Source organism: Sphingopyxis sp. 550A (assembly GCF_053569535.1).
On the sequence record NZ_CM131615.1, the window covers coordinates 4,541,257 to 4,564,724 of the forward strand.

The window sequence follows — 23,468 nt, forward strand, 5'->3', positions numbered from 1 at the left end:
CGGATAGTTAATATTCAATGCCGATGCGAGGCAAGTCCTAAATGCCCGGACCCGCGCGCAACATTGCTCGACAGCGGCGGCGAATCTCATCGTCGGGGACCTCCGACATTGTCCCCTCGGCCAGGATATAGGCATAGATCATGAAAGCGCGGCTTTGTGCATCACCCACATCGAACCCGTTGGCTCGCAGTATTTTTCTCATATAGCTCATCCGCTGCGCGTCGACGCGCGACATGGTTTCTGCTGCCCGCCGGTCGTGATGGGCCCAGAGGCGGATCGCCATCTCCATTCGCGCACGTTCCCGAAAGTCGCCGCGGCGAAACGGCGTCAGCAAAATTCGCTCGAGGCGGTCGGAGACCGGCTCATCCACATTCGCATAGGTCGCGATGACCGACGCTGTCGACTCCTCCAGCCAATAGTCGAGCATGGCGGACAGCAACTCATCCCTGTTGGAATAGCGGGCATAAAAGGCGCCCTTGGTGATCCCGAGGCGCGCGGCGAGTGGCTCGATCCTCACTTGGTCGATCCCGCCGTCAGCCAGCTGCCGGAGCGCCGCCTCGAGCCAGACGGACGCGTCGATCCGGCTTGTCCGATTGCGTTTTCGGACTCGAAGCTCGCTGTCGTTCATCGGTCGATCTTATCGATACCGCGCGAATGATCGTCAACAGATACGGTGCCGTATTTTTAAGCTTGACGGAAAAATTATCACATACGATATTTGCTGGCAGCAATTTGTCAGATTCGGCGAATAGGCCGAACGGATTGGGAGGGTCTATGTCGGGGCGCTTTAGGTTGTCGCTTGCTTTCGGATGTGCTCTGATGGCGATAGCCGGGGGGTCTCCGGCCATCGGTCAGGATCGCGATGGAGCAGGTCCGGCACCGGCTTCCACGACAACTGGCGACGATAGCGAAATCGTCGTCACGGCCCGCCGGCGCTCCGAAAGTCTGGTCGATGTTCCAATTGCGGTAACGGCCTATTCGGGCGAGCAGCTCGAGGCCTCGGGCGCTCTCGACATCACCGACATCGAGGATACGACTCCCAATGTCACCATCGAGGCGTCGCGCGCCACGAACTCGACCCTCACGGCGTTTATCCGCGGCGTCGGACAGCAGGATCCGGTCGGCGGTTTCGAACCGGGCGTCGGCATCTATCTCGACGACGTCTATCTCGCTCGCCCGCAGGCGGCGTTGCTCGACATATACAATGTCGAGCGGATCGAGGTTCTGCGCGGGCCGCAAGGAACCCTCTATGGGCGAAATACCATTGGCGGAGCGATCAAATATGTCACGAAGCGGCTGAGCGCCGAGCCCGAACTGAGCCTGCGCGGAACTCTGGGGACCGACGAACATGCCGATCTCATCGTGTCCGGCGGTATGCCGGTGGGAGATGGTACGCTTCGGCTCGGGGCATCCGGTGCACGGCTTTCGCGCGACGGGTTCGGGCGCAATCTCACCACCGGTCTGGACAATTATAATCGGGACGTTTGGGCCGGCCGTGCAAGCGCGGAGATAAATAACGACGACAACCTCTTCGTGCGCGTGCAAGGCGACTATACGCATGACAAGAGTGCGCCGCGAGGAGGGCACCGGCTGATCCCTGGGCTGGTGTCAGGCGCCCCCGTCCTTGACGACGTCTTCGACACGCGCGGTGCGCTGAATTTTCCCGAGCAGGATATTCGCGCTTGGGGTGTAAGCCTCTATGCCGAATTCAAACCGAGCGACGCGATTACGCTTCGCAACATCACGGCATTCCGCCGCGATCGGTCGCGCGGTCCGATCGACTTCGATGCGCTCCCGGCCGTCGATGCCGACGTACCGGGCATCTATCGCAATCGGCAATTCTCTCAGGAGCTGCAGCTACTCTATAGCGCGGACAAGCTGAATGTTCTGATCGGCGCCTATTATCTCGATGCTCGCGCTGTCACCGCCTTTGACGTCCGGTTGCCGGGCGGTCTCGCGGCCTTCACATTCGGCGGTGTCGATACCAAGACCTACGCGGTCTTTGGAGATTTGACCTATGATTTCTCCGACAGCCTCAGCCTGTCGCTTGGCGGCCGTTACACGTGGGACAAGCGCGCATCGGACGTCAATCGCGGCGTTTATGTCGGAGGCGGCGGTTCGCCTTTCTTCGGTGGAACCGGCGTATTGGCGCTAACCCAGTCGGATTTCGACGGCCGTGCAACTTTCCGCAAATTCACGCCGAAAGCGACGCTCGCCTATCATCCGGCTAAGGATCATACGCTTTATCTGTCCTACTCGGCCGGCTTCAAGGGAGGCGGGTTCGACCCGCGCGGCGTTACGACCGCTTGCCGCAACGCGCAGGGAGGCGCGTGCTCGCCGTCCGAGCTCTTCGATTTCATGGCCTTCGACCCGGAAACGGTCGACAGCTATGAAGCGGGCTACAAGGCCTCTCTCGCAGGCGGCCGAGGGATGATCGGGCTAGCGCTTTTTCATGCCGACTACCGTGATGTCCAGGTGCCGGGGTCGATCGGAACCGTCGTCGGCGGCGTTCCTACCTTCATCGGTATCACCACAAATGCCGGCAAGGCCCGTTTTCAGGGCGCCGAGTTCGAAGGGCGCTGGATGCTCGGGCGCGATATGGGCGCGGCGGGGGACCGCCTCAACGGATCGTGGACGCTGGGCTACATCAACGCCGACTATCTCCGCTTCATCGATGCGCGCGGCATCGATGTGGCCGACCGGCGCAAAATCCAGAATACGCCCACATGGACGCTCAGCAGTACGCTCGACTACAGCCTTCCCGTCGGCGCTGGCCGACTCGGGCTCAACACGACCCTTTCATACCGGAGCAAGACCCAGCAGTTCGAATTGCGTATCCCGGGACTCGATCAGCCAGGCTATGCGCTCTGGGACGCCAGCCTTGTCTGGCGCTCGGACGACGACCGCTGGTCCTTCGGCCTTCATGGCCGAAATCTGACCGACAAGCGTTACATCACATCGGGTTATAACTTCCTTCGCCAGAATCCCGACACGGGCGATTTCATCCTCGCAAACGGCCAGCCTGGCCTGAGTTCGACGCTTGGAGCCGAAGGCGTGCTAACCGCCTTTTACGGTAATCCCAGGCAAGTTTATGTGACGGCAGGACTGAAGTTCTGATGGTCGCCAGGCAAGCCAACTTAGAGGGGGAGGCCGAACACATCGCGATCAATCCGATGTGTTCGGCCTATGGGAGGCCCTTGCCGTCGCATAAGGGCGCCACCTGGGCATATAAACCCTTGCCGTCGTCCGCGACGACCTTGCTGGCGTCGGCGAGCCAGACGAATTTTGCGTATTTCCGCGAGTTTGTCGCGAGGATCTCGCCGCACGCGACCTGTTGCCGGTCACCGGCGAGTTTGACCCCGCGCAACTTGGCGGCCGGGTCGCCCGCATCCCGCAATATTTCCAGCTCGATTTCCGGCGCAATGCCGGATGGGTCGACGAGCCACTCTGACGGCAATGTAGAAGCCGACGGTGAGACCTTGGCCTCTGGCCCTTGTCCCGGCAACAAAATCGGATCCGCGTGGGGGTCGCCGGGTGGCGCTGTCCCAATCAGGGTGGTGAATGCAGCAATCGCAAGAATTGATCCGATACCGATAGACAATAAGACCAGCCTATTATTCACGGCATCCTCCCTCGATAATGATATGAACATTCTCGCATAACTATTATGAATACGCAAGTATATTGTAGAAATAAGGATGAAAAATTCATAGACTAGACCATTTTACTTTGAAAGGAGCGAGGGTCATGAAATATCTTAAGGGTCTTGCGACTCTGGTCGCGTCGCTTTCGACGACATGGACGACCGCGGCGCTGAGCGTGGTCGGTCTCGGGATCGCTTTCGCTCCTGCGCCAGCGCACGCGGCGCGATGCACGCTTTCAGCAAGCGGTACATACGCATGCTCGATGGTCGCGACGACGCAAAGCTATAAATATAATCTGGGCGGCTCCTGCACCGGCGGAAACACGAACCGATCGGTGACCTATCAGGTGCCCGAAGGTACGCCTCCAGCCGGGGGTTGGCCGGTGGTATTCTATTATCACGGGACCAATCTTGCTTCGCCGCCTCCGGCGGATGGTCCGACGACTTTCGGGCCGGCCGATCCGGCCAACGATGCTCCCGGTGCGCGTCACCTTGCGGCGACGCTGCACGAGCTTCTGGATGATCCGGGCAACACCGGCAAGAAATATGCGGTCGTTATGCCGCAGGCCGCCGTGCAACTGCTGGTCACGCGCTTCTGGGACACCAATTTGCCGATCGCCTATAATCTGAGCAGCGACTATTGCTTCTTCCCGTCGCTATGGTCGGCGATCGAAAGCGGAGCCTATGGTCCGGCGAGCCAATTCAATATGGATCGTCGCTTCGCATTCGGGATGTCCAGCGGCGGTTACAATACCAGCCGGATGGCCGTGTCCTGGAACAGCGACAATGTATGGAAGGCGCTCGCTATCCATTCCGCTTCCTATGCGAATTGCATTGGCACGGTCTGCAATGTGCCGGCAACCCTGCCGGCCAATCACCCGCCGACGAAATTCTTCCATGGCACCGAAGACACGGTCGTCCCCATTGCCACCATGTATGCCTATTACGACAAGCTGATCGCGCAGGGACGCACAGCGGCGGTCAAGACCAATGGCGAAGGGCACAATCTGACGGCTGACATGGTCGGTCCGGGAGGAATTAAGGCCTGGTTCGACCAATATTGATCTCCCTCGGCCCGGGTACGGCCGAGTCAGGCGGCAGCCTCAGAAGGCTGATCGCTCGGGTTCCGGCTTCGTTGCTCCCAAACCTCCTTGCAGCGATGTTGCCGGAACCCGCTTTTTTCGTACCCCACTCTCCTGCCTTGCCGCGCCGCGATTACTGGGCTTCAACTCATTTTGGCGTTTTCATCCAATCGCAACCTGGTCCGACCCGCTAGTCCGGCTATGCGACCCAGAAGAGCTTCTTCTTTTCAGAGAGCCTGCTCTTCATTTGGTGCCCGCCAGATTGGACGATCTGGCGGGCACTTTCCCATTTCACGTTACGCGTTTGGGCGGGCCAGTGGAACGCGCTCCGGTCGAGGCAAGTCGCGTTGTTTCAGCGGACCGGCTACGGCGATATCTTCTGCGAGGATCAGGTTTCAGAATCCGTCAGGCGCGCAGGACAGCCCTTATTATCGCTCCGAGGGCCGCCAGCACCAGCACGCTGCCCACCCAGATTGCGACGAACCAGGCGAACTTCTTAAGCCTTGTCATCGTCAATGATATCCGTCGTGTCCGACTTTACCGCGGAACACCCAGTAGGACCATGCAGTGTAGGCGAGAATGATCGGGACCATGATCGCGGCGCCGACGAGCATGAAGACTTGGCTGCGATACGGAGCGGCAGCTTCCCAGATCGTGACGCGCGCCGGGATCACGTCGGGCCAGATCGAGACGCCGAGACCGACCAGGCAGAGCCCGAAGAGCGCAAGAGCCCAGAAAAAAGGTTGTGCGTCGCGATTCAGACGCAGGCTGCGATAGAAGAGGAAGGTGACGATGATGGTGGCGAGCGGCACTTGCGCGGTCGCGAGCACGCCGGGATAGCTCAACCAGCGCTGGTGATATTGCGCCTCCAGCGTCAGCGTGGCGAGGCTGATCGCGCCGATCATGGCGAGTAGAAGAATGCCCAGGCGCCCCGCATAGGTTATGGCCTGGCGCTGCAGCGCGCCCTCGGTCTTCCAGTTGAGCCAGCATGCGCCGAGCAGCGCATAGCCGACGACCAGCCCAGCCCCCGTCAGCAGGCTGAAAGGCGACAGCCATTCCCACCAGCCACCTGCGTAGGCGCGGCCCTCGACGGTGATACCTTGGAGCAGCGCACCGAGCGCGATGCCTTGCGCGAAGGTCGCGGCGATCGAGCCAAGCGTGAAGGCGCGATCCCAGAACGCGCGGTGCGCCGGGTCGCGCCAGCGGAACTCGAACGCCACGCCGCGAAAGACGAGGCCGAGCAGCATGGCGATCATCGGTGCGTAGAGCGCGGGAAGAATGATCGCATAGGCAAGTGGAAAGGCCGCAAGCAGGCCGCCAACACCCATGACGAGCCATGTCTCATTGCCGTCCCACACCGGCGCGATGCTGTTCATCGCGGTGTCGCGATCCTTGCCCACCTTGAAGAAGGGAAAAAGGATGCCGATGCCGAGATCGAAGCCGTCCATCACGACATAGGCGATGATCGCAAAGCCGATGATCGAGGCCCAGATCATGGTAAGATCGATCATGCGCCTTCTCCTTCAATGACGGCAGCGGCGGGCGTAATCCCGGCGGATCGGATCGGCATGCCGTCGAGCGCGGCCTCATGGGCTTCGGGCGGCTTTTTCATAAGCCGCAGCAGGTACCAGATGCCCATGCCGAACACCGCGAAATAGACGACGACGAACGCGAGCAGCGACGCGGCGACCGCGGGCGCGTCGAGCGGCGACGCGCTGTCGGCGGTGCGGAGCAAGCCATAGACGGTGAACGGCTGGCGACCGACTTCAGTGGTGACCCAGCCGGCAAGGACGGCAACAAAGCCGCCTGGCCCCATCGCGACGGCGGCGCGGTGCAGCCAGGACATATCGTAGAGTCGGCGCCGTGCGCGCGCGAAGAGACTCCACAGGCCGATCCCGACCATCGCCATGCCGAGGCCCACCATGATGCGAAAGGCCCAGAAGACGATGCCCACCGGCGGCTCGTCGGCATCGGGAACCGTATCGAGGCCCTTGAGCGGCGCGTCGGGATCGTGCTTCAGGATGAGCGAGGAGGCTTTCGGGATTTCGACGGCATAATCGACGCGCTTTTCCTTGCTGTTGGGTATGCCGAAAAGGACGAGCGGCGCGCCGTCGGGGTGGCTCTGATAGTGGCCTTCCATCGCCATCACCTTGACCGGCTGATGCTCCAACGTGTTGAGACCGTGGAAATCGCCCGCGACGACCTGGATCGGCGCGACGATCGCCGCCATCCACATCGCCATCGAGAACATCTTGCGCGCGCCGGGGTTCTGCCGTTCCTTCAGCAGGTGCCACGCGCCGACGCCGCCCACCGCAAAGGCGGTCGTTAGATAGGCCGCGAGGACCGTGTGGACGAGGCGATAGGGAAAGCTGGGGTTGAAGATGATCGGCAGCCAGCTGTCGCCGGGAAGAAATTGCCCGTTCGCCCCCATCTCGAAGCCCGCCGGGGTCTGCATCCAGCTGTTCACCGACAGGATCCAGAAAGCAGAGATGAAGGTGCCGAGCGCCACCGCCAGCGTCGCGACGAAGTGCAGCTTACGGCCGACCTTGTTGATGCCGAACAGCATGACTCCAAGGAAACCCGCCTCGAGGAAGAAGGCGGTCAGCACTTCATAGGCCATCAGCGGGCCGATGACGGGGCCGGCCTTGTCCGAGAAGACCGACCAGTTCGTGCCGAACTGGTAGGACATGACGATGCCGGAGACGACGCCCATTGCGAAAACCACCGCAAAAATCTTGAGCCAATAGCGGTACAGGTTGGCGTAGACGCCGTTACCGGTCTTCAGCCACAGCCCTTCGAGCACCGCGAGGAAACTCGCGAGACCTATCGAAAAGGCCGGGAACAAAAAATGGAAGCTGACGGTGAAGGCAAATTGAATGCGGGCGAGCAATATCGCCCATTCCTGTTCGATCATGACTTATCTCTCGGGCAAGTGATGAGAGGAAACTCTCAGCGACGAATCTCGGCATCGCTCCGTGTGTCGAGCGCAAAGGCTCCGGGCCCATGGGCCCACAGGAACAGGAGCGCGCCGAGGATCGCGACATTCTTGAACAATGGTCCGACGTGAGTGGGATCGGGTACGAGGTGGATCGTAATGGTCACCGGCACGAGCGTCACGAACAACAGCAGCGCCGAAATCCGCGTCATATATCCCGCCGCCAGCGTGACGCCCGCCACGACAAAGACGATACCGGAGAGCCAGAGCAACAGCGAAGGATCGCCGATCATTTTTATGCTATCGGCCCAAGGCGACTCCTCCATCCGATCGAGCATCATCTGGTGCTGACCGAAATGGCCGAGGCCGCCGATAATGAATATCAGGCTGGTAAGCAGCCTGAATATCGGATCGATCAAAGCGCGTGTTCGCGGGCCCGGCGTCAGAGCGGATTCTATCTTCCTGACCATTTCCCGTCTCCTATCCGTTCAGCTCTATCCAACTTTTCCACAACATATAAACGGCAACGATCATGACGAAGCCGGCAAAGATCATGTTGAGCCTGCCCTTGTCGGACGACAGCGCGCGTGCGGCGCGGGTTCCGATTGCGCTCCCGGCGATGCCGCCGAAGATGAACACCGCCGCGAGCGGCCAGTTGACGAGGCCCGACAGCGCATAGTTGAAAGAGGTCGTGAGACCGAAGGCGGTCACCGCGACTAGCGAGGTGCCGATCGCGCGCAGGATCGGCATCGAGGTCGAGGCGACAAGGCCGGGCACAATCAGGAAGCCGCCGCCGATACCGAAGAAGCCCGAAAATGCGCCGGTGCCGAGGCCATAGCCGGCGACCTTGCCGACATTCTCGCGGCTGCACATCGCGCCTTCGATCCCTTCGTTGCCGCGCCCGCGGAACATCAGGATCGCGACCACGATCATCAAAAGAGCGAATAGCAACAGCAATTGATGCCCGTCGATGCTCTTGCCGAGCGTCGATCCGGCGAAGGCACCGATGACGCCGGCTCCGGCGTAGATGAAACCGCAGCGCCAGTTGACTGTCCCTGCGCGCGCGTGGTTCCACAATCCGATCGCGGCATTCGCCGCCACCGCAAAGGCGCTGGTGCCGATCGCGATATGCGGGTTCTTCACGCCGACGAGATACAGAAGCAGCGGCACGGCAAGGATCGATCCGCCGCCACCGACAAGGCCGAGCACGAAGCCGACCAATATGCCCGACACGCCGCCGAGGCCGTAGTGAAGGGCGTCGATCATCCCATCATCCTTCGGCGCCGATCATATGGGGCTTCACCATCCATTCGCGGCCCTTGAGCATGCCGTGCCAATAGACGGGCGGCAGGATCGTGTCCTTGAGCAGCCACGACAGACGCGATGGCCGGGTGCCGTCGATGAGCCACGACGGAAAGCTTGGCAGCAACTTACCGCCATAGCCGAATTCGGCGAGCACGATCTTCCCCGCCTCGACGGTCAGCGGGCAACTGCCATAGCCGTCATAATCCGCCACCGGCGGTTTGCCCGCCAGCGCCGCGAGCGCGTTGACCGCGACGACTGGCGCCTGCTTGCGGGCGGCGGCAGCCGTCTTCGCGTTGGGGGCGGCGCACGCGTCGCCAAGCGCGAAAATATTGGGATAGGAGGGATGGCGCAGAGTCGCCTCGTCGACGGCGACGAAACCGGACGGCGCGGCGAGCGGACTTGCACGGACGAAGTCCGGTGCGACTTGCGGTGGCACGACATGGATCATGTCGAAGCGCTGCCTGACCGTCGCGACCTCGCCGCCGCGGCGTTGTTCGAAGGTGGCGGTCCGTTCGGGCCCATCGATCGCGACGAGCTTGGATTCAAAATTGAGATCGATGCCGTAGCGTTCGACATACTCCATCAGCGCCGGAACATATTCGGGAACGCCGAACAGCACTGCGCCTGCGTTATGGAACTGGACGTCCGCTGCAGCAAGTGTTCCAGACTTCTCCCAGCGGTGGCAGGAGAGATACATCGCTTTCTGCGGGGCCCCGGCGCATTTGATCGGCATGGGCGGCTGCGTGAAGAGGGCGGTTCCGCCCTTGAACTGGCGGACAAGCTTATTGGTGTAGGGCGCCAGATCGTATCGATAGTTCGATGTTACGCCATTCTCGCCGAGCGTTTGAGCGAGGCCGGGGATTGCGTTCCAATCGAGCTTGATGCCCGGACAGACGATCAGCACATCATAGCCGATTCGCCGCTCGTCGGTGAGCTCGACACGATTGGCGTCGGGCTCGAACGCAGCGACGGCCCCCTTGATCCACTCGACGCCCTTCGGGATCAGGGCGGCTTCGGAGCGATGGGTGAAGGGTGCGTCGAAGACACCGGCACCGACCATCGTCCAACCGGGTTGATAATAATGGTCGTCGGACGGTTCGATGATAGCGATTGTGACGCTTTGGTCACGATGACGTAATTGCTGCCGTTGTTCTCATTTGGGCGCGACAGCTGCAGGATGCGAGAAATCATCGTAACGGAGGAGCATCGCCATGAAGCACTATGTCGGACTGGACGTATCGCAAAAGGAAACGTCGATTTGCATCGTCGATGAGGCAGGACGGCCCATACACCAGGGCCGGGTGAAATCCGATCCGGGCGTGCTGGCGGCGGTCATCGCCAAGAAAGCTCCCAATGCCGAACGCGTCGGCCTCGAGACGGGCGCCATGTCGAGTTGGCTCTGGCATGAACTCAAGCGCACCGGTTTGCCCGTGGTCTGCATCGATGCGCGTCACGCCCATGCGGCCCTGTCCGTTCGCATGAACAAGAGCGACGAGAATGATGCTCGCGGTTTGGCGGAACTCGTCCGGGTCGGCTGGTATCGGGAGGTTGCCGTCAAGAGTGAAGAAAGCCAGACCGCGCGATCCATCCTCGTGTGTCGATCCCGATTGGTACGGGTCCGGCGCGACCTCGAAAACCAGATGCGGTCTATGCTGAAGGAATGCGGTCTGCTCTTTCCACGCGCTGCCGGCGGGCAATTCCAACGGCGGGTCAACGACCTCATCGCCGATGGCCATGCTCTCGGCCCCATTCTTCGGCCGCTGCTATCCGTGCACCAACAGACTTGTAGCGAACTGGAAAAGATCGACCGAACAATCCGCGACCTTGCGCGAGAGGATGAAACGACGCGGCGGCTCATGACCGTGCCGGGCATTGGCGTCGTCACGGCCCTGACATATCGTCACACGATCGACGATCCAACCCGTTTCCAGAATGCGGCAAAGGTTGGCGCTTATCTCGGACTTACGCCCCGCCGAAAGCAATCGGGTGAAATGGACGTCACGGGAAAAATCTCGCGCTGGGGCGACCGGTTGTTACGCGCCTATCTGTTCGAGGCGGCCAGCGTGCTGCTCCATCGAACCAAGCGGTGGTGCTCGCTCAAGGCGTGGGGGCTGCGGCTTGCGAAGCGAAGTGGCATGAAGAAGGCGCAGGTCGCGGTCGCCCGAAAGCTCGCCATCATCCTTCATTGTATCTGGGTGGATGGAACCGAGTTCGAGTGGGGGAAGCAGCCTGCCTGACCGTCATACCCACCCTGAGATTGCAGGCCTGACGCCAGACCTGTGATGATCCACCGGGACGGTGGTTGCGGTGACCTCGTTCAAACGGCTGCGGACTTCCAGGACCGCGTTGCGCACGTTGAGGCATCCGACCCGGACATCATCATGAGGCATGACCTCGAAAAGGACCATGACCCCGGTTCGGATCAATATGCAGGCTTGACAGATACCCGCAATTAAAGGGCGCCGTTTGATGCTTGCCGCGACCGCAATCCCCGCCGCGCCGCCCCCGACGACGACGATATGATGATGAAGGGCGCGGTCGGTGGGATGCGCAGCCGCGGACGCCATGGCGGCCAGCTTTTCCGAACGGTTGCCCGTTCGGCAGAATGCGAGCACGGGCGCAGGCAGGCTGGCCAGCGCATTCGCCATGAGGAGGGCGTCGGTCTCGCTGATCTTTCCCGCGACCACCGGCAGGTGGGTAAAGGCAAGGCCGGACCGCTGCGCAGCCTCCGCAATTGCGGCGGCGATTGGTTGGTCCGCCTCCTCGCCGTCGGGACGATTGCATATGATCGAACGATACCCGGCCGCCGCAATTGCAGGAATCTCTCCGGGCTGAATTTGCGGGCTGACACTCAGCTGCGGGCTAATTGATTTGATCTCCATTGATCCTCTCCGGCTTTTGCGGGTTTAGCGTTGGGTCATACGATGCAGGGCCATCCCGGCGATGATGGCGAGGACCGCCAGGGCCGCGTCCATAGGTGCCAGCGCGAGGCCTGCGATCGCCGGGCCGGGGCAAAGGCCGCTCAGACCCCAGCCGATCCCGAACAGTGCCGCGCCACTGGCCAGCCGTGGGTCTATCCCCTTGGTCGCAGGTAGGTCGAAGGCATCGGCGAATGCCGGACGCGCGAGCCGGCGCTGAATGAGCCAAGCAAGAGCCATCGGTAGCAGAGCGCCGCCCATCACGAAGGCGAGCGTCGGATCCCAAGGGCCGAAGACGTCGAGGAAGGCGCGGACGCGCTGCGGGTCGACCATCCCCGAAACTGCGAGGCCGGCGCCGAAGACCGTTCCTGCAACAAGTGCGGCAATCGGACGGATCACAGGAGATTCGCCATGCGCATCAGTGCAACGGTCGCAATACCGCTGGCCATGAAGATGAGTGTCGCAGCGGTCGAGCGCGGCGAAAGGCGGGCCATGCCGCACACGCCATGCCCGCTCGTGCAGCCCGATCCGAGCCGCGTTCCATAACCGACGAAAAGGCCGCCGAGGACGATCTGCCACGACGCGCTCGGGTAACGCGTCAGCACACCGTCAAGGAGTAGCGATACCAAGCCAGCGCCGAGCGGCAGGCCGATGATGAATGTTGCCGCCATCGCCCGCGGTGCGCCGGACTCCGCAAGGCCGATTGCACGAGCTCCGAGGCCACTTACCCCGGCAATGCGGCCATTGCCCAGTAGCATGATCGCGGCACTGACCCCGATCAGCAGGCCTCCGATCAGGCCAGCAACCGGCATCGCTTGCGGAAAGGAGGCAATCATACCGCGTTCACGGGGATCTTGAGGTAGCGGATGCCGTTGTCCTCTGGCGCGGGCATATGCCCCGCCCGCATATTGACCTGAATCGACGGCATGATCAGCCTTGGCATCGACAGCGCAATGTCGCGCGCTTCGCGCATCGCGACGAATTCGTCCTCGCTCACCCCGTCATGCGCGTGGATATTGTGCGCGCGCTCGTCGGCGACGGTGGTTTCCCAGACATAATTGTCTCGGCCCTCGGGCAGATAGTCGTGGCACATGAACAGGCGCGTCTGGGACGGCAGCTCAAGGATGCGGCGAAGCGAGCGGAAGAGCTGGCGCGCATCGCCGCCGGGAAAGTCAGCGCGCGCGGTGCCATAGTCGGGCATGAACATCGTGTCGCCGACGAACGCCGCATCGCCAATTACATAGGCGTTATCGGCTGGCGTATGGCCCGGCACGTGCAGCACCGTGACCGGCAGATCACCGATTTGAAACAGGTCGCCGTCCTTCCACAGGTGTCAAACGGCCCTTTAATTGCGGGTATCTGTCAAGCCTGCATATTGATCCGAACCGGGGTCATGGTCCTTTTCGAGGTCATGCCTCATGATGATGTCCGGGTCGGATGCCTCAACGTGCGCAACGCGGTCCTGGAAGTCCGCAGCCGTTTGAACGAGGTCACCGCAACCACCGTCCCGGTGGATCATCACAGGTCTGGCGTCAGGCCTGCAATCTCAGGGTGGGTATGACGGTCAGGCAGGCTGCTTCCCCCACTCGAACTCGGTTCCATCCACCCAGATACAATGAAGGATGATGGCGAGCTTTCGGGCGACCGCGACCTGCGCCTTCTTCATGCCACTTCGCTTCGCAAGCCGCAGCCCCCACGCCTTGAGCGAGCACCACCGCTTGGTTCGATGGAGCAGCACGCTGGCCGCCTCGAACAGATAGGCGCGTAACAACCGGTCGCCCCAGCGCGAGATTTTTCCCGTGACGTCCATTTCACCCGATTGCTTTCGGCGGGGCGTAAGTCCGAGATAAGCGCCAACCTTTGCCGCATTCTGGAAACGGGTTGGATCGTCGATCGTGTGACGATATGTCAGGGCCGTGACGACGCCAATGCCCGGCACGGTCATGAGCCGCCGCGTCGTTTCATCCTCTCGCGCAAGGTCGCGGATTGTTCGGTCGATCTTTTCCAGTTCGCTACAAGTCTGTTGGTGCACGGATAGCAGCGGCCGAAGAATGGGGCCGAGAGCATGGCCATCGGCGATGAGGTCGTTGACCCGCCGTTGGAATTGCCCGCCGGCAGCGCGTGGAAAGAGCAGACCGCATTCCTTCAGCATAGACCGCATCTGGTTTTCGAGGTCGCGCCGGACCCGTACCAATCGGGATCGACACACGAGGATGGATCGCGCGGTCTGGCTTTCTTCACTCTTGACGGCAACCTCCCGATACCAGCCGACCCGGACGAGTTCCGCCAAACCGCGAGCATCATTCTCGTCGCTCTTGTTCATGCGAACGGACAGGGCCGCATGGGCGTGACGCGCATCGATGCAGACCACGGGCAAACCGGTGCGCTTGAGTTCATGCCAGAGCCAACTCGACATGGCGCCCGTCTCGAGGCCGACGCGTTCGGCATTGGGAGCTTTCTTGGCGATGACCGCCGCCAGCACGCCCGGATCGGATTTCACCCGGCCCTGGTGTATGGGCCGTCCTGCCTCATCGACGATGCAAATCGACGTTTCCTTTTGCGATACGTCCAGTCCGACATAGTGCTTCATGGCGATGCTCCTCCGTTACGATGATTTCTCGCATCCTGCAGCTGTCGCGCCCAAATGAGAACAACGGCAGCAATTACGTCATCGTGTTCAAAAGGGACCCCCGATCGGCGTCGAAGAGGGACCCCCTTTTCGGATAATATGATGCTGGTTTGTTGAAGATGGCCTTGCGCTGCGTGCGGCGGAGGGCGGGCGTAGCCCGACCGGAGGCGCGCGCAGCGCAAGATAGATTTTTGAAGGCGCCGAAGGTGGCTGTCAGCTGCGGTTTTTGAAGCGCCAGCTGTCGTTGCCCGTCTCGACGATATCGCAGTGGTGGGTGACGCGGTCGAGCAGCGCCGTGGTCATCTTGGGATCGCCGAACACGGTCGGCCATTCGCCGAAGGCGAGGTTCGTGGTGATGATGACGCTGGTCCGCTCATAAAGCTTGCTGATGAGGTGGAACAGCAACTGCCCTCCCGAGCGGGCGAACGGCAGATAACCGAGCTCGTCGAGCACGATCAGGTCGAGCCGCGACAGCTGCGCCGCCAGGGTCCCGCCTTTGCCGATCCGGGTCTCCTCTTCGAGGCGTGTCACCAGGCATCATGGCCAGCGGCGCATGACAAGGCCGCATCACAGGCCGGACACATGGCTGCACCAACCAGCAGATCGCATCTACCTAGAAACCGCTTGCCAACGGAGGGCCGTCCACACACGGCCATTTGCCGAAAGAGAACCGCCCGCCCGATCGACATCGGGCGGGCGTAAGATGATGAGCCGGGTTAATTGAAGGGAAGAGCGCTCCAGAGTCGCATGGCGCGGCTATCGCCTTAGGCGGGTCGCTATTTCCGTCCTGCAGGCGAGGGCGTGTGCGGCTCGGCCCTGTTGTCGGTCATGCATGCGTCTTCGCGCACGGACCTGGGTGGAGGTGGCGCCGCTCGATCGCTCGCGTAGATGTTCGCTGCAGGCGTTTCCAGATGGGCTTCCAGCAGGTCGAAGATGGCTGGATCCTCTTCCGCATCGAACTTGCGGGCGAAAAGGTCAGGACTCAGCGTCAGCCGCAACGCGTCGGCCGTGACGAAGGTGCGAGGCCGCAATTTGATGTCGCCGTCAGGAACCCAATCAATCGTGCGCAAGTCGTCGTTCACGACCTCGCCAAGCCCGCGGCTGTTCATCAGCAGCGTCTGGAAAAAGGCTTCGTCCGGGATGAAACTTCGCCGGTAGAATATCTTGAATCGCTCAGCGCTAGGATGATGGACCGCGAAATGGCAGAAGCTGCGCGTCACGGCCTTCCACTGGGTGCCGATATAGGGCGTCGCGTCCTTCAGGAATGCGCGGGGGAGGTGTGTCCGAAACATCCGTCCCAGTGCTTCGACGAATATATGGCTGACGCGGTTCATGGTATCGGGCCGCATTGTCCGCTGGTCGAGAACGCGAATGAACTGGCGGCGGGGGTGGGCGCGCAGGAAGGACCGGATATAGGCTTGGGACTTCAGCGGAAAATCCTGCCCGCTGAGGTTGATGTAGTGCGTCCAATTGCGGTTCATCTTCAGCAGCTGCTTCATTCCGCGCAGTTCGGCGTCGACGAGGCTGTAGCCGCCCCAAAGCGCTTGCTTCGATTCGATCATCGCAACGCCTTCGTAGGGCCTCAGGAAAGCACCGATGTCTGCAGCAAAATCGGGTCCCGATCCTTTGTCGACATGGATCACATAGCTGTTTCCGGGGGCGTAGATTGCCCGAAACATCCGTTTGAACTGTTCGGGAAAGCGGTGAAGAAGAATGAAATAGCCGATCATGAGAGCATGCCTTTCGGATCGCCGATCCGGGCTGTCAGCTCACCGGAATCGCGATCGATTTCCTGTCCCGGAAAACCCAACCAAAGTCATTTTGATCGATAGGAGACAATGCCCGACAGGTGGCCGGCCGCGTTGCGCCGCGGCGTGGTCCAATGGCACAGGATTGATATGGGGATCGCGGGCGCCAATGTAAGTGGCCGGGGCACTAACATGCGCTTTTGCTACCTCCCTGAATGGAAATCGAACCGTTCGCGATCTATCGGTCATCGTCAGCACCCCGACTTATTAGCCCCGCCGTCCCATCGCTTCGGAACTTGTGTCACCCGGCTTCGTTGCCTCGTCACCGTCGTCACGCATGGGCAAGCGATGGCTGAGAGACATGTTGCGTGTCCGCCGTCAGCACCAATGGCGCATATTTGAGGTTGTGATTTAAGGAGGATTTGGGCTTCGTCGTAGTGACGAAGGAACGAAGATGAAGCCCAAATCCTCCTTGAAAAAATCGGCGCCGAAGGCCCCAGCTGAGCGGGTGGTGAAGGACATACGGCGTGCGACGCGCCGGCACTTCTCTGCAGAGGACAAAATCAGGATCGTGCTGGAGGGGCTGCGCGGCGAAGACAGCATCGCCGAGCTGTGCCGCAAGGAAGGCATCGCCCAGAGCCTGTATTACACCTGGTCGAAGGAGTTCATGGAAGCGGGCAAGCGTCGTCTGGCCGGCGATACCGCCCGAGCTGCGACCACCGGCGAGGTGCACGACCTGCGCCGCGAAGCCCGTGCCCTGAAGGAATGCGTGGCCGACCTGACGCTGGAAAACCGTCTGCTCAAAAAAAGCATGATCGCGGATGGGGGCGACGAAGAATGAGGTATCCCGCATCTGAGAAGCTCGAGATCATCAGGATCGTCGAGCAGTCGCATCTGCCCGCCAAGCGGACGCTGGACCAGCTCGGCATCCCCCGCCGGACCTTCTATCGATGGTATGACCGCTACCTCGAAGGCGGGCCGGAGGCGCTGGAGGATCGGCCATCGGCGCCGAGCCGGGTGTGGAATCGCATCGGCAACGATATCCGGGACCAGATCGTCGAGATGGCGCTGGAGACGACCGAGCTATCCCCTCGCGAACTGGCGGTGCGGTTCACCGACGAGAGGCGCTACTTCGTGTCGGAAGCCACGGTTTACCGCCTGCTCAAGGCCCATGATCTGATCACCAGTCCGGCCTATGTCGTGGTCAAGGCCGCCGATGCGTTCCACACCAAGACCACCCGACCGAACGAGATGTGGCAGACCGATTTTACCTACTTCAAGATCATCGGGTGGGGCTGGCTGTACCTGTCAACCGTGCTCGACGACTTCTCACGCTACATCATTGCCTGGAAGCTGTGCACCACCATGCGGGCCGAGGACGTCACCGACACGCTGGACCTCGCCCTGGCGGCTTCCGGATGTGACAGCGCCACGGTGCTGCACAAACCCCGACTGCTCAGCGACAACGGCCCGAGCTACATCGCTGGGGAACTGGCCGAATATATCGAGGCCAACAAGATGACCCATGTCCGCGGTGCCCCGATGCATCCGCAGACCCAGGGCAAGATCGAGCGCTGGCACCAGACCCTCAAAAACCGCATCCTGCTCGAAAACTACTTCCTGCCTGGCGAACTTGAAGCCCAGATCGAGGCCTTCATCGACCATTATAATCACCGCCGATACCACGAGAGCCTCGGCAACGTGACGCCTGCTGACGCCTACTTCGGCAGGGCACCCGCCATCATCAAACAGCGCGAAAGGATCAAACGACAGACTATCGAATATCGGCGCTTGCAGCACCGAAAGCTCGCCGCCTAATATCAATCCCAAGACGAGGCCCGCTCTCCGCTAATTTACGCCACGAGTTGCGCCAAATGTTCTGACGACGGACAGTTTCGAGGCGGGCGATACCACCGCGTCGATCGTACGCTTTGTCAGCTTGCTCGTCGGCATGTTGCCACTCCTCTTGCTGACAAAATCTCAGATCACGCAATTGTCAGCAAATTGTCAGCGCTGAACGGCACTCCAGCGGCTAGTCGAGGATAGGGCGTCGTAGAGATAATCTCAAGAAAATAAGCAATTATGGGGCAGTGGCGTAGAAAAGGAAGAAATCGAAAAGTGTCACGATCAAGTTGCCAAGGTTGGGGTCGAGGGTTCGAATCCCTTCGCCCGCTCCAGTTTTCTATATAGAAATCAGCGGATTAGCGGCCTTCGGGCCGCTTTTTCGTTGGAGACAGCGCCCTCTGTAAAGCCCGTTGTCTCCATAATGTCTCCAGAAAATCGCCAAGAATGGGCCGCCCCTGGCGTTGGCTGGCGCAGGTTGCGCCCGATCTTTTGCGCCCCCGCGCGGCCATTTCGCCCCTTCCACGCGACCCGGTGGCTGGAGACAATGGCTCCGCCGGCTGGAGACAATCGGGCCGAAGCTGGAGACAGCGCGCTTATCCGCGATCATGCGCTCGGACCCAGGAAGCCTCGCGGCTGTTGTCGCCGCCGCTTCACGCGCACCTCGGACCAAGCCGATCGACGCTCCCATTCGGCCTCCCCGGCGAGGCAGTTACGGACGCCTGACCGGCGCCGCGTCGGGGTCAAGCCCGGCCCGCACCAGACCGAGTAGGGCCTGACCCCGCCGCTCGCTTGCGCCGGTCGAACGCCTCCACGCCCTCGATCGGAGGGCTTCCCGAATGGAGACAGTCATGCAGCTCATCACCGACACCATCCGCGCGCAGCTCATCGCCAACGGCCGCTTGAGCATCGAGCATCCCGAGTTCGATCCCAAGCCCGTCGTCAAGCTGTTCACACCCGACGCTGGCGCCACCTGGCTCATCAGCGAGTGCGATCCCCAGGAGCCCGACATCCTTTACGGCCTCTGCGATCCCGGCCTCGGCGAACCCGAACTGGGCACGGTCAGCCTTGCGGAGATCGAGGCGCTGCGCGGCCCGCTGGGGCTCCCGGTCGAACGCGACCTCTATTTCGAGGCGAAGTATCCGCTGAGTCGATACGCCCGCATGGCTATCGCGGCCGGCGTCGTCATCACCTAGCGACTGCTCATGTGCCCCGCCCGCGCGGGCGGGGCGCTCAATCCGGCAGAAACGGAACGACCACTGGCGCACCGTGAGTTTGCCGCTCGCCGCATTGAGCATGAGGATCAGCACGGCCGGATAGAGCGCGGGCCAAGTCGAATAGCTGATGATCCACGCCGCTGCGCTCGGCAACAGCCAGCCGGTCAGCGTTGTGATGCTGGCATAACGTGACGCTTGCCTCCATTGCGGCTATTGCGGTGATGCCACTCCGGGGGAAGTTGTGCGGAAGTCGAAAGGATATCGAGTCGATGTGGAGTTTGACTGTCCTGTAGTGGATGCAACTCGGCTGGAGCAGGTTCTACGGCATCATTTTGGGGCCACTGAAGTGCGGGTTGCCGTGCGTGCGGTAACGTCCGACAAATTACTTTCCGGGCCGCCCCGATGGGAACCCAATCCAGGGACTGGGGCGCACACCATGCTTGAAATCGTCCGGGAGCGCGGCGTGGTGCGCTGGCGTGACATCAAGCATGTGCGCAATTCGCGCGCCGCGCTCGAACTGCTGCTGATGGACGGGCACCTTGTGCGCGTCAGTCACGGCCTGTTTCGAGATGGGAGCCGACCGCTCGATGCGGAGATCGCGGTGAAGCAACGCGAACCCTATTTTCGGGGACAGCTCGGGACGCGGCAACAAACCATTTATGATGCTCTAGCAAAGCCAGCCACGGCCGCAGAACTTCGCCAGCGAGAGGGTGTCAGCCGTCAAGCGGTGGACCAGATTCTCAAGAAGCTGATGAAATCCGGCCTTATCCGCCGTCTGCCTACACCCGGTGAGTCCTCCGAATGGGTCTATGCACAAAGCGGGAAAAGGACGCTCGACGTCCTGGTGGATCGCGAACCTAAGATCGGCTCGCTCGAAAAGGCGACGTTGAGGCTCATTCCGCCAGTCGGCGGCGCGCGCCGAGCAGCACTCGTCGAGCGGCTCGGCCAGTCGACCCACAGCGCACTCAAGCGTCTTGTCGCCAAGGGGCTTGTCGAGAAGGCTGGGACTCCCAAACGCCAGCTTATCCGGCTCACTCAGAAGGGATTGACGCACAGCGCCTATGATCTCGAAGGTGAGCACCTACCAGGCAACGACGTCTCCGCAGCGCTGAAACCCGAACAGGTGCGTCTCCTACTCGCTCTCGATGCGCTCGGACCAGCCCGCGCACTCGACATCAGCGCCGCAGCGGGTGTCCGGTCAAAGCGGGCTCCAAGCGCGGGTCAGTATCTCCAGCGATTGCGGATGTCGGGTTACATCGTTCAGGAAAGGCCGATGCCGGGACGCGCGCCGATCTACCGGCTCACCAAACAAGGCACGACCGCAATCGCGGCCGCGAAGCTCGCCGGCAAGGCGATGAGTCCCAACAAAGCGCGCCGTGCAGTCGAACGCGATGCTGCGGATCGCGCCCAGCAGGCTGCGTCCAGGCACTATTCATCGCCGGGCCAGGGGCGCACGCCGGAAATCCTCGCGCTCCTCGAATCCGGCCCGCTTACCAGTCGCGAGATTCAGGATCAGCTCAGCAATCCGTTCAAATTCTACCGATCCGTTGGTCTCGCGGCTTCCGATTTACAGAAGCGCGGATGGGTTCGCTGCATTGGGTCGGGCGATCACGCAGCGAAGCGCTGGGAGTTGACGAGCGCTGGCCTGGACTGGCTGGAGGCCCGACGGGCTCAGCACGAGGTGCAGCAAATCGACCTGGCTCCGAGCGAGGCTCATCACCCTTGATCCGGCCCGGCTGCCACCGCCACTTCGGCGGCAATCCGCGCCTCGATCGCCGCCGCGATCTCGGCATAAAGGTCGACGTCCTGATCCGGCGCCGAGATGGAGATCGCGAGCGCATAGCGGCCCTTGTCGTTCATGCGGTTCTGTCCGATGTGCGATTTCCACCAGCCGCCAACCGGATAGATCGCGATCTGGTCGTGCGCGGCAAGGTCGATTGCCGGACCTCGCCACAGGTCGCAATGAAGCGACCCAGCCTGAACGGCCTGCGGCCCGAGCAACCAATAGTCGGTCTCCTGACCGGCCTTTTCCGCCTTCTCCTCGGTCTTGCTCAATCGTGTCCGAAAATCATTGGCCGTCTCGCGCCGTTTCTTCAAGGCGAAGCGCAGGCCGTAGGAGCGATAGGTGTCGGGTCGGGTGCTGGCCCGGCCTGAAAGGTTGGGCTCGATGAAATAGGAGAGCGTCACCTTCATCATCACCGAAGCGTTTTCCAGCGCTTCTAGCGCTGCCTTCGGCCAAGGGAGGGCGTAGAAATGCACCTCGTTGAATACGGCCGAGCGCCCGTCGGCTGAAGCGGCATAAGGTTGAATCTCGGCCTCGGCGAGCAAGGTCACATCATTGCGCGCCGACGCGGCCGCGCGAACCAGGTTGGGCACGCCAAAGCCCATGCTGCGTAGGATTTGCTGCTTCGTGCCCTTGCTGCCCGTCTTCCAGCTACGGCCGGTGCCGATCAGCAGCTTACGAATTGGCCCAGGCCATTCGGCGGAATGGACGGTGAGAGCGCGGTAGGTTTCCGGCCACCGGCCGGGTAGATCGGCCTTGAGTCGCCCAATGAAATTGCCGGCCACGCCCGTCGCGGCGCTGGTCGCCCAGAAGGGCACCAGCGGCTCCGTAGCCACATCCCTGCCTGCCGAGAGCAGCGAGACCGCCGGGTGCCAGCCGCAAAACTGGGCATTGTCCATCATCATGTTGCCGGCCTCGAACAGCACGTCGGGCTTGATCGGCGTCAGGTCAGCCGGAAGGGTCTGCGATCCCCGGCTGAATGGGCTGCGCTCGTTCGGCGCGACCAGCGGAATCAACTCGGGTTCGTCTTGCGCCTGGTCAGCCTTCGCCGTGTATCCGCCGATAGTGAGCGCATTCCAGCTCTGCGCGGGGTCTTCGAGTGCATGATGCTGCTCGACCACGGCCTTGAGCCCGCCGTCCATATTGCCGGTGGCGATCAGCACGAGACGCTTGGGGTGATCCTTGGCGGCGAGCCCCGCCTGCTGCTCACCCGGCATTGAGCCGGCGCAAATCTGATCGACCGCGCCGCTCCAGCTTGATGGCGCCTCCGAAGAAAGATCGGGCGAGGAGGTGGCGATGCAGAAGCTGCGCGGGATATTGGCCCGTTCGATTTCGGCCACGGCCACGGCTGCTTGCGTGATAATGCCATAGCGCGCCGGCTCGGTCGCCGGAAAGCCGCCGGGCGGAAGGAACTTCACGGATTCGACGGCATGGCCGAGCACGACCTGGCGTTGGTCGCTCATAGGCCCAAGCAGGTCGCCATGCAGGACAAGGCTCGCCATGCCCGTTCCATGCCCGCCGGCGCCGGCGTGATCGTCGGTGCCCCAGGCATCGTTCACAGTCCACGCACCGGCCAGCGCGGGAGCGATCAGCGGGTGCGCTGCCGCAACGCCCGTGTCGATCACGCAAACCACCGGCGCATCCGCTGGCGGAGGCGTCACCCGCCCGCAATATTCGGCCACAAGCGCGTGCTGCCCCAAGCTCTTGTCGCCTTGGTCAAGGAACGGCTCGATGCTCTGGCTGGCGCGCCGCACTTCGCTGATCGCGCCGTTGAGGCGGCCGACGAGCCCAAGGGTCGCCTCGGCTGTTCCGAGCACGAATATGACCGAGGTTTCAGGAAATTGCAGCCGGTCGGGATACACGTCGAGCCCCGCCTGCTGCGCGGCCGCCACCACCGCCTCCACGATCGCATCGGGGCGACGCAGCCAAAGCTCCCACCACTGCGGCGCTGGCGATGCCAAGTCCGGCGTGCCGACGACGAGCGTGCGCGCCGCACCGGCGCGGATCGCCTCGATCACCTCGAATTTGTCGATGTCGGGACGCTCGTGATTGCCGAGATCTTCGGAGCCATAGGCCGCGATCCGGCCGGTCAGGAATGCGCGAGCGTCATCGGGAACGAACACTACCGCCCGCTCTGTGCGATCCTCGCTACGCTCGGAACGGAGGACGACGATCTCCTGCGCCGGGAAATCCAGCGCCGGTATCTTCGTGGCCTTGGCGCGCTCGCTCGGCACCATCGTCTCGACCTCGACGAGAACGCCGCGTTTCAGCCCGTCGACCGGGATGCGGACGTCCTCTTGGGGCGGCGGGAGGTTGCCTAGAGCTTCCCCCAGCTGTCCGAGCAGGGCTGCGGCATGGGCATGGTA

19 protein-coding genes and 3 pseudogenes are annotated in these 23,468 nt (G+C 61.9%); 7 read left to right on the plus strand and 15 right to left on the minus strand.

Annotation, left to right across the window (positions count from 1 at the left end):
• Window positions 1-37: 37 nt before the first annotated feature.
• Window positions 38-628 carry a TetR/AcrR family transcriptional regulator gene (locus ACVENA_RS22005; RefSeq protein ID WP_449327076.1) on the minus strand — a complete coding sequence of 197 codons (591 nt, stop codon included), beginning with the start codon at window positions 626-628 and terminating at the stop codon, window positions 38-40.
• Between the two features lie 146 nt (window positions 629-774).
• Between ACVENA_RS22005 and ACVENA_RS22010 the strand changes: the two genes are divergently transcribed.
• A complete protein-coding gene (locus ACVENA_RS22010) occupies window positions 775-3,117 on the plus strand; it encodes a TonB-dependent receptor (protein WP_449328984.1) in 2,343 nt (780 codons plus the stop codon).
• 67 nt (window positions 3,118-3,184) lie between these two features.
• On the opposite strand, the gene ACVENA_RS22015 is transcribed toward ACVENA_RS22010, so the two are convergent.
• Window positions 3,185-3,622: a hypothetical protein gene (locus ACVENA_RS22015; protein ID WP_449327077.1), complete on the minus strand. Its 438-nt coding sequence runs from the start codon at window positions 3,620-3,622 to the stop codon at window positions 3,185-3,187.
• A gap of 125 nt (window positions 3,623-3,747) precedes the next feature.
• Between ACVENA_RS22015 and ACVENA_RS22020 the strand changes: the two genes are divergently transcribed.
• Window positions 3,748-4,707, plus strand: coding sequence for a hypothetical protein (locus ACVENA_RS22020; protein ID WP_449327078.1), 960 nt, complete (start codon window positions 3,748-3,750; stop codon window positions 4,705-4,707).
• Between the two features lie 530 nt (window positions 4,708-5,237).
• Here the strand turns inward: ACVENA_RS22020 and cydB are convergent.
• From cydB to ACVENA_RS22045, 5 genes and pseudogenes are all read right to left on the minus strand, one after another.
• Entirely contained in the window at window positions 5,238-6,236 is a 999-nt protein-coding gene (cydB, locus tag ACVENA_RS22025; protein WP_449327079.1) for a cytochrome d ubiquinol oxidase subunit II, read from the minus strand.
• Complete coding sequence (locus ACVENA_RS22030) at window positions 6,233-7,639, minus strand: cytochrome ubiquinol oxidase subunit I (RefSeq protein WP_449327080.1); 1,407 nt, start codon at window positions 7,637-7,639, stop codon at window positions 6,233-6,235. The genes cydB and ACVENA_RS22030 overlap by 4 nt, the downstream gene beginning before the upstream one ends.
• A 35-nt stretch (window positions 7,640-7,674) precedes the next feature.
• Complete coding sequence (locus ACVENA_RS22035) at window positions 7,675-8,130, minus strand: DoxX family protein (protein ID WP_449327081.1); 456 nt, start codon at window positions 8,128-8,130, stop codon at window positions 7,675-7,677.
• Window positions 8,131-8,140: 10 nt separating this feature from the next.
• A complete protein-coding gene (locus tag ACVENA_RS22040; protein WP_449327082.1) occupies window positions 8,141-8,926 on the minus strand; it encodes a sulfite exporter TauE/SafE family protein in 786 nt (261 codons plus the stop codon).
• A gap of 4 nt (window positions 8,927-8,930) precedes the next feature.
• Window positions 8,931-10,076: pseudogene (locus ACVENA_RS22045) on the minus strand (NAD(P)/FAD-dependent oxidoreductase); the annotation flags it as partial.
• A 100-nt stretch (window positions 10,077-10,176) separates the two neighbouring features.
• Here ACVENA_RS22045 and ACVENA_RS22050 point away from each other — a divergent pair.
• Window positions 10,177-11,202, plus strand: coding sequence for an IS110 family transposase (locus ACVENA_RS22050; RefSeq protein WP_449325887.1), 1,026 nt, complete (start codon window positions 10,177-10,179; stop codon window positions 11,200-11,202).
• 3 nt (window positions 11,203-11,205) lie between these two features.
• Here ACVENA_RS22050 and ACVENA_RS22055 read toward each other — a convergent pair whose 3' ends face one another.
• From ACVENA_RS22055 to ACVENA_RS22085, 7 genes and pseudogenes are all read right to left on the minus strand, one after another.
• Window positions 11,206-11,847, minus strand: coding sequence for a TIGR01244 family sulfur transferase (locus ACVENA_RS22055; RefSeq protein WP_449327083.1), 642 nt, complete (start codon window positions 11,845-11,847; stop codon window positions 11,206-11,208).
• A gap of 24 nt (window positions 11,848-11,871) precedes the next feature.
• Window positions 11,872-12,282: a DUF6691 family protein gene (locus ACVENA_RS22060; protein ID WP_449327084.1), complete on the minus strand. Its 411-nt coding sequence runs from the start codon at window positions 12,280-12,282 to the stop codon at window positions 11,872-11,874.
• Window positions 12,279-12,719, minus strand: coding sequence for a YeeE/YedE family protein (locus ACVENA_RS22065; protein WP_449327085.1), 441 nt, complete (start codon window positions 12,717-12,719; stop codon window positions 12,279-12,281). The genes ACVENA_RS22060 and ACVENA_RS22065 overlap by 4 nt, the downstream gene beginning before the upstream one ends.
• Window positions 12,716-13,216, minus strand: a pseudogene (locus ACVENA_RS22070) (MBL fold metallo-hydrolase); the annotation flags it as partial. The gene ACVENA_RS22065 and the pseudogene ACVENA_RS22070, both read right to left, overlap by 4 nt.
• Before the next feature lie 231 nt (window positions 13,217-13,447).
• Complete coding sequence (locus tag ACVENA_RS22075; protein ID WP_449325887.1) at window positions 13,448-14,473, minus strand: IS110 family transposase; 1,026 nt, start codon at window positions 14,471-14,473, stop codon at window positions 13,448-13,450.
• A 252-nt stretch (window positions 14,474-14,725) separates the two neighbouring features.
• A pseudogene (locus ACVENA_RS22080) lies at window positions 14,726-15,046 on the minus strand (ATP-binding protein); the annotation flags it as partial.
• A 242-nt stretch (window positions 15,047-15,288) separates the two neighbouring features.
• Window positions 15,289-16,242, minus strand: coding sequence for a beta-1,6-N-acetylglucosaminyltransferase (locus tag ACVENA_RS22085; RefSeq protein WP_449327086.1), 954 nt, complete (start codon window positions 16,240-16,242; stop codon window positions 15,289-15,291).
• A gap of 472 nt (window positions 16,243-16,714) precedes the next feature.
• Between ACVENA_RS22085 and ACVENA_RS22090 the strand changes: the two genes are divergently transcribed.
• The 3 genes from ACVENA_RS22090 (at window position 16,715) to ACVENA_RS22100 (ending at window position 21,045) form a co-directional block, all read left to right on the plus strand.
• A protein-coding gene (locus ACVENA_RS22090) for an IS3 family transposase (RefSeq protein ID WP_257546647.1) occupies window positions 16,715-18,078 on the plus strand; the annotation gives its coding sequence in 2 pieces (ribosomal slippage) (window positions 16,715-17,062 and window positions 17,065-18,078; 1,362 coding nt in all).
• Window positions 18,079-18,953: 875 nt separating this feature from the next.
• The gene (locus tag ACVENA_RS22095; protein WP_016745822.1) at window positions 18,954-19,298 is read left to right on the plus strand and encodes a DUF2958 domain-containing protein; all 345 of its coding nucleotides are present in this window, start codon (window positions 18,954-18,956) and stop codon (window positions 19,296-19,298) included.
• 457 nt (window positions 19,299-19,755) lie between these two features.
• Window positions 19,756-21,045 (plus strand): hypothetical protein, encoded by a 1,290-nt coding sequence (locus ACVENA_RS22100; protein WP_016745823.1) that lies wholly within the window; start codon window positions 19,756-19,758, stop codon window positions 21,043-21,045.
• Here ACVENA_RS22100 and ACVENA_RS22105 read toward each other — a convergent pair.
• Window positions 21,036-23,120, minus strand: coding sequence for a S8 family peptidase (locus ACVENA_RS22105; protein ID WP_255308788.1), 2,085 nt, complete (start codon window positions 23,118-23,120; stop codon window positions 21,036-21,038). The genes ACVENA_RS22100 and ACVENA_RS22105 overlap by 10 nt on opposite strands.
• Before the next feature lie 27 nt (window positions 23,121-23,147).
• Between ACVENA_RS22105 and ACVENA_RS22110 the strand changes: the two genes are divergently transcribed.
• Entirely contained in the window at window positions 23,148-23,423 is a 276-nt protein-coding gene (locus ACVENA_RS22110) for a hypothetical protein (RefSeq protein ID WP_255308787.1), read from the plus strand.
• Window positions 23,424-23,468 lie beyond the last annotated feature (45 nt).